Raw genomic sequence first — 12,488 nt, 5'->3', positions numbered from 1 at the left:
TTTCGCGTCGGCGAGACTCCCAACGCGACCGCAGGGTCGCGCTAGCGGTTGCGAGCCAGGCGGGCCAGCACCTGCCGTCCCACCTGTTCGAGCTCTCGAATCCTGAGCATCAGCGCAGCGGCCGCCAGCACGGCGCCGCCGACCGCGATGCTCGTGCAGACCCTGCCCAGGCGCGTGACCAGCTCCGCGCCGGGCCAGGCTTCCAGCAGCAGCGCATGCGTCATCCAGGCCGCGCCTCCCATGGCCGCCGATGCGACGGCGATCTTCGCGAAGACCGTGAGTACCCGGCCCAGATCGAGACCGTGGAGCCGCCGGCGCAGCACCGCGAGGAGGGTGACCGCGTTGGCCAGGGCGGCGATCGAGGCGCCGAGCGCCAGCCCGCGGTATCCCATCAGATCCACGAGCAGGAGATTGAGCGCGATGTTCAGGGTCACGGCGGCCATGCTGATCGCTGTCGGAGTGACGCTGCTGCCGAGTGCGTAGAAGCAGGGGACCGCGATGCGGACGGCCGAATAGCCCGCGAGCCCGGGGGCATAGAAGAAGAGCGCGGCGGTCGTGGCGGCCGTGTCCTCCGGCGTGAAGCTGCCGCGTTCGAAGATGAGTTGCACGACCGGTGCGCCGAGCGCGATGAGGCCGACCGTAGCGGGGACGTTGACGACCAGCATGAGGCGGAGCGCCCGTGAGACGGCGTCGCGGATGCCGTCGATCTCCTCGCGCGCGGCGTGGCGCGAGACGACCGGAAGCGTCGCAGCGGCTATCGAGACGCCGAACAGGCCGATCGGCAGGTACATCACGCGAAACGCATAGCCCAGCCAGGAAACGGCACCCGTGCCCTGTCCGGTGGCCAGCACCATGTTCACCAACAGGTTGATCTGGACGGCCGCGCCGGCGAGCGTGCCGGGTCCCATCAGCCGGAGGATGTGCCGCAGTCCGGGATCGGCCGGGTCGAGGGCCGCCCGGTATCGGAATCCCTCGCGGTGGAGGGCGGGAACCTGCAGCGCGACCTGGCCGACCCCGCCCAGCAGCGCGCCGATGGCAATGGCGACGATCGGATCGAGCCCGAGCCCGGGCATGAGCGGAACGAGCAGTGCGCCGCTCACGATGATGCCCACGTTGTACATCGCGGGCGAGAGGGCCGGCACGAAGAAGCGGTTGAGCGAGTTCAGCATGCCCATCAGCGCCGCGGCGACCGCCACCAGCGTCAGAAAGGGCAGCAGCAGGCGCGTCAGGAACACCGTCAGCTCCAGCTTGCCGGGCACTTCGGCGTAGGAGCCGGCGAGCAGTCGCACGAGCGGTTCCGCGAAGAGCATGCCGGAGAGGACGAACGCGCCGGTCACCACCACGAGCGCGTTCAGAAGCTGATTGCCGAGCCGCCAGGCTTCCGCCCGCCCGGCGTGCGTCAGACGGCGCATGAAGGCGGGCACGAACGCGGCGCTCATCGCGCCCTCGGCGAACAGATCCCGCAGGAGGTTGGGGATTCGCGTCGCCACGTTGAAGGCGTCCATGGCGTTGCCGGCGCCGAACAGATACGCGAGCACCTGGTCGCGGACGAGCCCGAGGACGCGGCTGGTCAGAGTCGCCGCTCCCACCACGCCGGCGGACCTGGCGAGCCGCGTCGTGGCCGAGGCTGCGGCCGTTCCAGGCGGGGGCGGGGGCGTCGACTCCGGGGGAGTCATGTGGCGAAGCGGACGTTGATGACGTCGCCGTCGCGGACCACGTAGTCCTTGCCTTCGAGCCGCACCTCGGCGTGCCTGCGGCAGGCGGCGAGGGAGCCGCGGGCCACCAGGCGCTCACAGGCGACCACCTCGGCGCGGATGAAGCCCCGGGCCAGATCCGAGTGGATCTCTCCGGCCGCGTCCTGCGCGACGGTGCCCGCCGGGATGGACCACGCGCGGCACTCGTCTTCGCCGGTGGTGAAGAAGGACACGTAGCCGAGCAACTCGTAGGCGCCGCGGATCACGCGGTCGAGCCCGGTCTCGCGCAGGCCCAGATCGGTCAGGAAGGCCGCCGCATCCTCCGGCTCCAACTCCGCGATCTCCAGCTCGATCTTCGCGCAGACGGTCAGCGCCCGCACCGCGGGTCCGTGAACGAATCCGTCGAGGCCGGCCGCGCGCACCGCGTCCTCGGTCGAGATGCCCGCGTCCGCCTCGTCGACGTTGACGACGAGCAGGAGCGGTTTGGCGGAGAGGAACTGGAAGCCGCGAAGCCGCCTGGCGTCCGCGGGATCGAGCTCGAGCGCCCGTAGCGGCGTGCCGGCCTCGAGCACGCCCGCGCAGCGTCGCAGGACGTCGAGCTCGGCCGCGTCACCCTTCCACGCGCCCTTGCTCCGGTCCTTCTCGATCCGCTCGATGCGGCGCTCGGCCACCCCGAGGTCGGCCAGGATCAGCTCGTCTTCCAGGGTCCTGGCGTCACGCCCGGGATCGACGGACTCCGCCGGATGCGGAACCGCGTCGTCCCGGAACGCGCGGACGACGTGGAGCAGCGCATCGGCCGTGCGGTACGGCGCGACGTCGACCAGCGTCGCGGCGCCGCCGCCGCGCCGGGTCGCCATGTCGACGAAGGTCACCGTGGCCGGCGTGTGCTTCCGTGGCGAGAACATCGCGCTCAGGCGGTCGAGGCGGGGATCGGGCACGCGCGCCAGCCCCATGGCCGCGTCGTCCCGACCGGTGGCACGGCCGCCCGTGTCGGCCGCCCGCGTGAGGAGCTGGAAGAGAGTCGACTTGCCCGCCGAAGCGAGCCCGATCAGGCCGGCGCGCAGCATCGTCGCCGGAAAGTGTCGCACATCCATCGCGAAACGGCGATTCACCCGTTGACAAGGGGAAAGTGGTCCCCTAGGATTCGTGTGTGGACTAAAGTGGCCTGTGAGGGATTTAACTGGACTGTAGTGGAGCAGACAGGTGAGAGGGAACAGGCCCGCGAAGATCGACGACAAGGGGAGGCTGAAGGTGCCGACGGTCTTCAGGTCGGCAATCGCGGCGCAGTACGGCGACGACGTGTTCGTGACGAGCACCGACGGCAAGGCCGCGTTCATCTACCCTCTGCGCGTCTGGACCGACATGGAGGCGCAGCTCGCACAGGCTCCCTCATCGGATCCCAGGGTCCGCCGGTACAAGGAAGCGGTCAACTACTACGGGCAGGAGGCGGCCTTCGACAAGCAGGGGCGCGTCCTGATTCAGGGTTTGCTCCGGGAGCAGGCGGAGATAGTCGGGGAGGTGATGGTCCTCGGGCTGGGCAATCACCTCGAAGTCTGGAACAAGGAGCATATCGGCAAGCGGCAGAGCGATCACCCGCTCACGCCGGAGGAACTCGGCACGCTCGCGGCGGACTACGGCATCTGAGTGGGGCGGCATGACGCAGAGTCCGATGGTCACGCACGAACCGGTCATGGCGGCGGAGGTGGTGACCGTCCTCGATCCGGCGCGCGGCGGCCTGTTCGTCGACTGCACGGTCGGAGGCGGCGGCCACGCCCGCGCGCTCCTGGAAGGCGGCGCGGATCGCGTGCTGGGGCTCGACCGGGACGGTGAGGCGCTGGCGGCGGCCGCGCGGACGCTGACGAGCTGGACCGACCGTGTCGAGCTCGTCCACTCCGACTTCCGCAACCTGGATGCGGCGCTCGCCGAGCGCGGCATCGGCGACATCGACGGCGGCGCCCTCGCCGACCTGGGAATCTCGTCGCTGCAGCTCGACGGCGCCGGACGCGGCTTCAGCTTCCGGCGCGACGAACCGCTCGACATGCGGATGGATCGTTCGACCGGCCCGACGGCCGCCGACCTCCTGCGCGACACGCCCGAGTCGGAGCTCGCCGACGTGATCCACCAGTACGGGGAGGATCGCTACGCGCGGCGCATCTCCCGGCGCCTGGTCGCCTCGCGCGCCTGCGCGCCGTTGACATCCACCGGTCAACTGGCGGAGGCGGTCCGCCGTGCGGTGCCCTACCGGGGCCGCCGGCGCATCCATCCCGCCACCCGCACCTTCCAGGCGCTGCGAATCTGGGTCAACCGCGAGCTCGACGGGCTGGACGCCTGGCTGCTGGCGCTTTGCCGGCGCCTGCGGACCGGGGCGCGGCTGGCCGTCATCACCTTTCATTCGCTGGAGGATCGCATCGTCAAGCGGGCGTTGCGCCGATTCGAGCGTGAAGCCGGCGCCGCCATCAGGGTGCTGACCAGACGCCCGTTGCGTCCCTCCGCGGGCGAGGTGGCCCGGAATCCCCGTGCGCGCAGCGCGAAGCTGCGCGCCGCCGAGAGGCTGGCATGACCCACGAGGATTTCGCGGATCTCGTTTCCCCGCAGATTCGCAACGCCCCGATCGTGCGCGAGCTGGACGGCGTTCGACAACGCGAGTTGCGGGGGTCGCTGATCCTGGCCGTCTCGCTGGTTGCCGTTCTGCTGTTCTCGGTCTGGCAGCACTTCGAGCTGCTGCAGCATGGCTACCGCACCGAACAGATGCGCCAGGAATACGCCAGGCAGCAGGAGCTGAACCGCCATCTCCGTCTGGAGATCGAGACCCTCCGCTCGCCGGCCCGCATCGAGCGCGTCGCGATCGGGCAACTGCACATGGTCGTCCCGGCCGGCGGCCGCGAGTTGCTCGTGGAACGGGTGGTGGGCGAAGCGGTGCCGGAGGTGCCGGAGTCGTCGATCGTGGCGACGCGGCAGGAGGTGTCGGGTGAGCCGACTCGCGGACTCTATTAGGCCGCCCTGGGGCAGGCGGAGCACGCGGCGCCGGCGCGCCGCGGCGCATGCGCCGCGCCCGGAGTGGCGCGACACGTTGAAACGTCGCGTGCTGGTGGCGGCTTGGGCGTTCGCGATCTGGGTCGTCGCCATCGAGGCCAGGCTCGTGCATCTGCAGGTCGTGCAGCACGCGGAGCTGGTTGCGAGGGCGGGAAGCCAGCAGCGGCGGACCATCGAAGTGCATTCGAAGCGCGGCGAGATTCTGGATCGGAACGGGCGCGTGCTTGCGTACAGCGTCGACGCCGACACGGTCTACGCCGTGCCTACCGACATCGATGAGCCGGCAGCCACCGCCCGCGCCCTCTGCAACGCGTTGAACGAATGCACGCGGGTGGACCGGGACGCCCTCGAACGTCGTCTCCACCGTCGCAGGAGCTTCGCCCTGCTGAAGTCCGACCCGTCTTCCGAGGAAGCGCGGCGCGTGGCGGCTCTGGGACTGGCCTCCGCGGGGATCGACCCGGACACCGGCGCCGTATACGCCGTGCCCTCCAGAATCGAGGACGAAGAGCTCGAAGCGACTGCGAGTGCGATCTGCGGCGCCCTCGACGACTGCGCCGGGGCCGGGCGGGACGACCTGGCGCGCCGTCTCCGGCGCCCCAGGGACTTCGCGTACGTCCAGCGCAAGGTGTCGCCGGAAGAGGCGCGGCGCGTGGCGGCCCTGGGGCTGGACGGCGTCGGATTCCTCACCGAAGACCGGCGCTACTACCCCGGCCGCGAGCTCGCGGCGCACCTCATCGGCTACGTCGGGCTCGACAACCAGGGCTTGAGCGGGATCGAGTCGACCTATGACTCGGAGATCGGCGGCCGGGCGGGACAGATCCTGGTCCACACCGATGCCCGCCGGCGCGCTTTCAGCCGCATCGACCGGCCGCCGACTGCCGGCGCGACCGTCGAGCTGACCATCGACAAGCATCTCCAGCATATCGCGGAGCGCGAGCTACGGGCGGGGATTCGAACCTACGACGCGGATGCCGGGGCGGTCGTGATGCTCGATCCGCGCACCGGCGAGGTGCTGGCGCTCGCCAGCGCGCCGTCGTTCAATCCGAACGTGTTCGGCGCCGCAACGCCCGCGCAGCGCCGCAACCGCGCCGTGCAGGACGTGTACGAGCCGGGCTCGACCTTCAAGATCGTCACCGCCGCGGCGGCCTTCGAGGAGGATGCCGTCCAACCCGACGAAGTGTTCGACGTGAGCGCCGGCTTCATCCGGATCGGCCGCAACCGGATCCATGACTTCACCACCTACGGCCCGCTGAGCTTCACGGACGTGATCGTCAAGTCCAGCAACGTCGGGGCCATCCTGGTCGGATTGCGCCTGGGACCGGAGCGGCTCAGCCGGTACGTCGACAGGTTCGGTTTCGGGCGCGCACTGTCACGGGACTTTCCGGGAGAGAGCGCGGGCCTCGTCTGGAGTGCCGAGACGCTCAACGATCGGGCGATAGCGTCCATTGCCATGGGGTACCAGATTGCCGTCACCCCGTTGCAGATGGCGGCTGCCTTCGCCGCGGTGGCGAACGGCGGCGAGCTCCTCGAGCCTCGTGTCGTTCGCACGGTGGCCCGCAACGGTGGCCGGGTGCAGTCGGAGCGACGGGTGATCAGGCGCGCGATCTCGCGGGAGACGGCGGCTGCGCTGACCGGGATCATGACGCAGGTCGCCGAGCGCGGAACGGCCCGTCGCGCCCGAGTGCCCGGCTATGCGGTCGCCGGCAAGACCGGCACGGCGGAGAAGCTCATCGACGGTCGCTATTCGCACACCGACCACAATGCCTCGTTCGTCGGATTCGTACCGGCGGATGCCCCGCGGTTCGTCGTCCTGGTCATGCTGGACACGCCGCGCACCGCCATGATCAACGGCATCCGCCAGCGGGCATACACCGGCGGCGCGGCGGCGGCGCCGGTCTTTCAGCGTATCGCCGAGGCGGCCCTGCGGTACCTCCGGGTGCCGCGCACGCAGGACTCGACCCGACCGCCGCTGGTTGCGCGCTCCGCGCCCGCGCGGGATGCTGACCTGCGGGCGGCCGCCTGGTCGGAGTCCGCCGGGGCACCGCTTCCGGCCCGCTCTGCGGTCGCCTCCGAGGATGCGGGATCGATACCCGATCTGCGTGGGCTGAGCGCTCGGCAGGCTGTCGAAGTCCTCGGCCGCATCGGTCTGCGAGCGGAGTTCAACGGCGACGGAGCGGTGGCGCGCCACGTGCCGGCGGCGGGAGAGGCCGTCGACCCGGGCGCAACCGTCACTGTCTGGCTGCAGCGGTATGCGCCGCCGGCCGACGACGCCGAGGCGCTGGGGCCATGACCATGGTCGACGAAAAGGCCGCGGTTGGGAACGTCGATCGCGGGATGTCCTGCGGGGTATTGCTCGCTGACGCCGGCGTCGGCGGCCCCACGGTTCCGGACGCGCGTCTGGAGTCTCCGGTGACCGGCGTCCATTTCGATTCGCGTGACGTCACTCCGGGCGGCGTCTTCGTCGCCGTCCCGGGGCAGCGCTTCGACGGCGCCGATTTCGTCGACGACGCGGTAGAGCGCGGCGCGGCGCTCGTCGTCGCCGAGGTGGAACCGCCGGCCACGGCGCCGCTGCCCTGGGTCCGCGTGCCGGATGCCCGCGCCGCGCTGTCCGCACTCGCCGCGGCCTTCCACGGCGATCCGAGTCGCGACCTGCAGGTCGTCGGCGTCACCGGCACCAACGGCAAGACCACCACGACGTGGCTCCTCGAATCGATCTTCGCGCACGCGGGGATGGTGACCGGGCGCATCAGCTCCATTTCGAACCGGATCGGCGGCGACGACGCCGAGCAACCGGCGGTGCACACCACGCCGGAGGCCCCGCAGGTCCACGCGTTGCTCGCGGCGATGCGCGATCGGGGCGCACGGGCCTGCGCCATGGAGGTCTCTTCCCATGCCACGGCGTTGCGACGGGTCGAACACGTCCGGTTCGCAGCCGCGGTCTTCACGAACCTGACGCGCGACCATCTCGACTTTCACGGCGACATGGAGAGCTATTTCGCCGCGAAGCGGCGGCTCTTCGACTTGTTGCCGGATGGGGCTCCGGCCGTGGTCAACCTCGACGACCCGCGCGGCGCTCGCCTGGCGGGGCAGGTGTCGCGGCCGGTGACCTACGCCCTGGATCGGACGGCGGACTGCATGCCCGTCCGCCTGGAGTTGCGGGCCGACGGGACCGTCATCGAGGCGCGCACCCCGCGTGGATCGTTGCTGCTGGAGTCGCGGTTGCCGGGTCGCGCCGCCGCCTACGACGTGCTCGCCGCGGCGGCCGCGGGCGTGGCTCTCGACCTGCCGTTCGCCGGTATCGCAGCCGGGGTACGCGCGTTGACCGTGGTGCCGGGTCGTATGCAGACGGTGTCTTCGGAGGACGACGACGTGATCGTCATCGTCGACTCCGCGCACACCGACGACGCGTTGCGGGGATTGCTGGAAACCGTGCGCCAGTTCGCCCGGCGCCGGATCGTCACGGTGTTCGGTTGCGGCGGCGATCGGGACGCCACGAAGCGGCCGTTGATGGGGGTGGTGGCGACCCGCCTGAGCGACGCGGTGATTCTCACGTCGGACAACCCCAGGTCGGAGGATCCGAAAGCCATCATCGACGACATCGAGCGTGGCCTCGGTCGTTCCGACACTCCGCATCTGGCGATCGTGGAGCGGGCGGCGGCGATCCGCCGCGCGATAGACGACGCGGGGGCCGGCGACGTGGTCGTCATAGCGGGCAAGGGGCACGAGCGTTACCAGGTGATCGGATCGCGCGCGGTGCCCTTCGACGACGTCGTCGTGGCGCGCGCGGCGCTCGACGCACGGAGCGGGCGGCCGTCAGGGGGATGACAGACAGGTGCCGGATCAAGGAACGGCGGTGGTGCGGGCGGGGGAACTGGCCCTCGCGGCCGGAGGGCGGCTGGTGGCCGGCCTCCCGGATGTCGAGTTGGGAGACATCTCCATCGACAGCCGGCGTATCCGTCCGGGCGACGTCTTCCTGGCGATTCGGGGCAACCGGCTGGACGGTCACGACTTCATCGCCGAGGCAGTCGGTAGAGGAGCGGCGGGCGTGATCGTCAGCGACGCTGCGGCGGCGCCGGTCACCGGGGCGAGCGGGGTCGCCCCGGCGACCATCGTCGTGGAAGACACCACGCATGCGCTCCAGTCGATCGCGCGTGACGTCCGGCGTCGTTCGGGCGCGAAGGTCGTGGCGATTACCGGAAGCGTGGGCAAGACGACGACCAAGGAGCTGACGGCGGCGTTCATCGGCACGCGCCACGACGTGCTCCGCAACGAAGGCAACCTCAACAACCACATCGGCCTCCCGCTGTCGCTGCTGGCGCTCAGGCGCCGCCCCGAGGTGGCGGTGGTCGAGCTCGGCATGAACCATGCAGGCGAGATTCATACCCTGGTCGGCATCGCCGAGCCGAACGTCCGCGTCTGGACGAACGTGGCGGAGGTCCATGCCGAGTCATTTCCTTCGATAGAGGGGATCGCCGACGCCAAGGCGGAGATTCTCGACGGTGCGACCGCGCGTGACCACCTGGTCGTGAACGCCGGGGACACACTGGCCATGGAGCGAATCGGCGGGTTTCCAGGCGGCGTGACCACCTTCGGAGTCGACACGCAGGCCGACGTTCGAGCCACGGAGGTCGACGATCGCGGAATCGACGGCATGCGGGCGGCGGTCGAGACACCCGTCGGCGGCGGCGGCCTGAGCACCCGACTGCTCGGAGCGGGTCAGGTGGCCAATGTGGTCGCCGCAATCGCGGTTGCCCTTCTGTTCCAGGTCCCGGTGGAGGCGATGCTGCGCGAGGCGGCGGCGTTCGCACCGCCGCCCCGCCGTGGCGAGGTGCTCCGCCTGGCCCAGGGGGTGACGGTGGTCGACGATTCCTACAACTCCAACCCGGCGGCGCTCGAGCAGGTGCTCCGGTCGCTGGGGAGCGACAGAGGGCACCGGCGCCGCGTCGCGGTTCTGGGCGAGATGCTCGAGCTCGGACCCCGCGCGGGGTTGCTGCATCGCGCCTGCGGCCGTCTGGCGGTGGAGGCCGGGTTCGACGTGCTCGTGGCCATCGGCGGCCCCGCCGCCGAGGCGCTGGCGGAAGGCGCCCGCGCGGCCGGTATGAGCGCCGGCCGCGCCGTGACCTGTGGTACGAGCGACGAAGCAGCTTCGCTGACCGCCGCGCTCGTCCGGGCGGGCGATCTCGTGCTGGTCAAGGGGTCGCGCGGCGTCCGTGCCGATCGCGTGGCCGACCGACTGAAGGCGGAGCATGCGTGATGCTGTATCACCTGCTCTATCCGCTGCACACGGACTTCAGCCTGCTGAACGTCGTCCAGTACATCACCTTCCGGACCGCCGCCGCGAGCCTGACGGCGTTTACGGTGACGCTCGTGTTGGGCCCGGTCACGATCCGCCGGCTGCGGGCGCTGCAGATCGGTCAGATCATCCGGCACGACGGGCCGCCGACGCACAAGGACAAGGCGGGCACGCCCACGATGGGAGGGCTGCTGCTCCTGGCGGGGGCGTTCGTGCCGACCCTGCTCTGGGCGGACCTGACCAACGTCTACGTGCAGATCGCCCTGTTGTCGACCGCCGCCTTCGGCGCCATCGGGTTCGCCGACGACTGGCTCAAGATCGCGCGTCGCTCGCACCGCGGCCTGTCGGTCCGGGGCAAGCTCATCGCCCAGAGCGCGGTCGCGACCGCGGTCGGTCTGTCGTTGTTGCAGTTGACGCACAGCGATCTCTACAGCAGCGAGATCATCTTCCCGTTCTTCAAGCAGTTCACGCCGGACATCGGCTGGTTGTACGTCCCGTTCGCGGTGCTGGTCCTGGTGTTCTCATCGAACGCCGTGAACCTGACGGACGGGCTGGACGGTCTCGCAATCAGCATCTTCACGGTGGCGGCCGGCGCGTTCACGGCCCTGACCTACGTGAGCGGCCATGCCGCCATCGCCGAATTCCTGCTGCTGGTGCGGTTTCCGCCGGCGGGCGAGCTCACGATCTTCTGCGGATCCCTCGTTGGCGCCGGGCTCGGGTTCCTTTGGTACAACTCGTATCCGGCGGACGTGTTCATGGGCGACGTCGGCTCGCTCGCGCTCGGCGGCGCGCTCGGGACCGTCGCGCTACTCATCAAGCAGGAGTTGCTGTTGCCCATCGTGGGTGCGGTGTTCGTCCTCGAAGCGCTGTCGGTGATTGTTCAGGTCGGGTCGTTCAAGCTCACCGGCCGGCGCGTGTTCAGGATGGCGCCCCTGCATCACCACTACGAGCAGATCGGGTGGAGCGAGCCGAAGATCATCTCCCGGTTCCTGATTGCCGCGGTGGTCTTCGCGCTGTTCAGCCTGACGACGTTGAAGCTGCGATGACGCATTTCTCGGTCGTGGACTCGCGTGTCGTCGTGGTCGGCGCTGGCCGTAGCGGGCTTGCCGCCGCCCGGCTGCTGGCCCGTCGCGGCGCCCGCGTCACGTTGAGCGAGGCCGGCCCGAGGATTGCCCAGGCCGAGAGCCTCGCGGGCGACGGCATCGTGCTGGAGAGCGGTGGACATCGAGACGCCACGCTGCGGGCCGCCGACCTGATCGTGCTGAGCCCCGGCGTTTCCCCGCGGGTGGCGGAGATTGCCGCGGCGCGTCGCCGGGGAGTCCCGGTCATCAGCGAGGTGGAGCTGGCGGCCCGTTGGCTGCGGGGGCGTCTGGTGGCGGTGACCGGAACGAAGGGGAAGTCGACCACCGCGGTTGTGACCGGTCGGATGCTGGAAGCCGGCGGACGCCGCGCGATCGTCGGGGGCAACATCGGCGTGGCGCTCAGCAGCCAGGTCGAGAGCTCGACGCCGGACGTCGTGCACGTCGTCGAGGTCAGCAGCTTTCAGCTCGAGCTCACCGAGACGTTTCGTCCCTGGATAGCGGTGTGCCTGAACCTGTCGCCGGATCATCTGGACCGGCATGCGAGCTTCGAGGAGTACGCCGGCGCGAAGGCCCGGCTGTTCGCGAACCAGACGCCGGACGACGAGATGGTGATCAACGCCGACGACCCGCACGTGCTCCGGATTGCACGCTCCGGTCGGGCACGGGCGCTCAGGTTCGCCGTGGAGACGCCATTGGCCGAGGGTGTGCAGGTCACCGCGGACGGTATCGCGCGTCGCTCGGCCGACGGGGACGAGTGCCTGGTGCCGATGTCCGCGGTCCGAGTCCCCGGGCGCCACCTGCTCAGCGATATCGCGGCGGCGGCGGCCGTCGGCACCCTGGTGGGGATTGACGCCGGCGCGATGGCGCGGGCCGTTGGTTCCTTCCGCGGCCTCGAGCACACCCTGGAGTTCGTGGGGGAGAGCGCCGGCGTCCGCTTCGTGAACGACTCGAAGGCAACCAACGTTGTCGCGGCGCGCGCCGCGATCGAGTGCTTCGGTCCGGGGTTGGTGGTGATCCTCGGCGGCCGGTTCAAGGGCGGGCGGTTCGAGGACCTGCGCTCCGTACTGGCGGCGCGGAGCGCCTCGGTGGTGGCCATCGGCGAGGCGCGACCCCGCGTGCGACGCGCGCTGGAGCCGGAGGTCGACGTGCTCGAGGCGGAGACGATGGATGAGGCGGTACGGCTGGCCGCGGCGCGCTGCCGCCCGGGCGGCGCCGTGCTGCTGGCGCCGGCTTGCGCCAGCCTCGACATGTATCGGGACTACGCCGCTCGAGGCGCGGCGTTCAGGGATGCGGTGGCGGCGCTCGGGTCGCCGGTTTCGGAGAGTGACGGACGTGAGCAGTGAGCAGTCATCAGTCGGTTTGCGCGGTGAAGAGCTGGCCGCTGGG

At 70.5% G+C, this 12,488-nt stretch carries 10 protein-coding genes; 8 read left to right on the top strand and 2 right to left on the bottom strand.

What is annotated here, in order from left to right; translation table 11 throughout:
* Window positions 1–41 precede the first annotated feature (41 nt).
* Window positions 42–1,676, bottom strand: coding sequence for a murein biosynthesis integral membrane protein MurJ (gene murJ, locus F4X11_05695; protein ID MYN64508.1), 1,635 nt, complete (start codon window positions 1,674–1,676; stop codon window positions 42–44).
* Window positions 1,673–3,031, bottom strand: a complete 1,359-nt coding sequence (ychF, locus tag F4X11_05690) for a redox-regulated ATPase YchF (GenBank protein ID MYN64507.1) — start codon at window positions 3,029–3,031, stop codon at window positions 1,673–1,675. The genes murJ and ychF overlap by 4 nt, the downstream gene beginning before the upstream one ends.
* Between ychF and F4X11_05685 the strand changes: the two genes are divergently transcribed.
* From F4X11_05685 to murD, 8 genes are read left to right on the top strand one after another with little or no spacing between them, the layout of a single operon-like run.
* Window positions 2,898–3,338 (top strand): division/cell wall cluster transcriptional repressor MraZ, encoded by a 441-nt coding sequence (locus tag F4X11_05685; GenBank protein MYN64506.1) that lies wholly within the window; start codon window positions 2,898–2,900, stop codon window positions 3,336–3,338. The two genes, ychF and F4X11_05685, sit on opposite strands and share 134 nt — an antisense overlap.
* Window positions 3,339–3,363: 25 nt before the next feature.
* Complete coding sequence (gene rsmH, locus F4X11_05680; GenBank protein ID MYN64505.1) at window positions 3,364–4,254, top strand: 16S rRNA (cytosine(1402)-N(4))-methyltransferase RsmH; 891 nt, start codon at window positions 3,364–3,366, stop codon at window positions 4,252–4,254.
* The gene (gene ftsL, locus F4X11_05675; protein ID MYN64504.1) at window positions 4,251–4,688 is read left to right on the top strand and encodes a cell division protein FtsL; all 438 of its coding nucleotides are present in this window, start codon (window positions 4,251–4,253) and stop codon (window positions 4,686–4,688) included. Before rsmH ends, ftsL begins: the two co-directional genes overlap by 4 nt.
* Window positions 4,663–7,017 carry a transpeptidase family protein gene (locus F4X11_05670; GenBank protein MYN64503.1) on the top strand — a complete coding sequence of 785 codons (2,355 nt, stop codon included), beginning with the start codon at window positions 4,663–4,665 and terminating at the stop codon, window positions 7,015–7,017. The genes ftsL and F4X11_05670 overlap by 26 nt, the downstream gene beginning before the upstream one ends.
* Complete coding sequence (locus F4X11_05665; GenBank protein ID MYN64502.1) at window positions 7,014–8,552, top strand: UDP-N-acetylmuramoyl-L-alanyl-D-glutamate--2,6-diaminopimelate ligase; 1,539 nt, start codon at window positions 7,014–7,016, stop codon at window positions 8,550–8,552. Before F4X11_05670 ends, F4X11_05665 begins: the two co-directional genes overlap by 4 nt.
* A 7-nt stretch (window positions 8,553–8,559) precedes the next feature.
* Window positions 8,560–9,981 carry a UDP-N-acetylmuramoyl-tripeptide--D-alanyl-D-alanine ligase gene (locus tag F4X11_05660; GenBank protein ID MYN64501.1) on the top strand — a complete coding sequence of 474 codons (1,422 nt, stop codon included), beginning with the start codon at window positions 8,560–8,562 and terminating at the stop codon, window positions 9,979–9,981.
* Entirely contained in the window at window positions 9,981–11,066 is a 1,086-nt protein-coding gene (locus F4X11_05655) for a phospho-N-acetylmuramoyl-pentapeptide-transferase (protein MYN64500.1), read from the top strand. Before F4X11_05660 ends, F4X11_05655 begins: the two co-directional genes overlap by 1 nt.
* Window positions 11,063–12,445 carry a UDP-N-acetylmuramoyl-L-alanine--D-glutamate ligase gene (murD, locus tag F4X11_05650; GenBank protein ID MYN64499.1) on the top strand — a complete coding sequence of 461 codons (1,383 nt, stop codon included), beginning with the start codon at window positions 11,063–11,065 and terminating at the stop codon, window positions 12,443–12,445. The genes F4X11_05655 and murD overlap by 4 nt, the downstream gene beginning before the upstream one ends.
* Window positions 12,446–12,488 lie beyond the last annotated feature (43 nt).

The sequence above is a fragment of the Acidobacteriota bacterium genome (assembly GCA_009861545.1).
GTDB lineage: Bacteria > Acidobacteriota > Vicinamibacteria > Vicinamibacterales > UBA8438 > WTFV01.
This window is presented reverse-complemented; position numbering and strand designations above follow the sequence as displayed.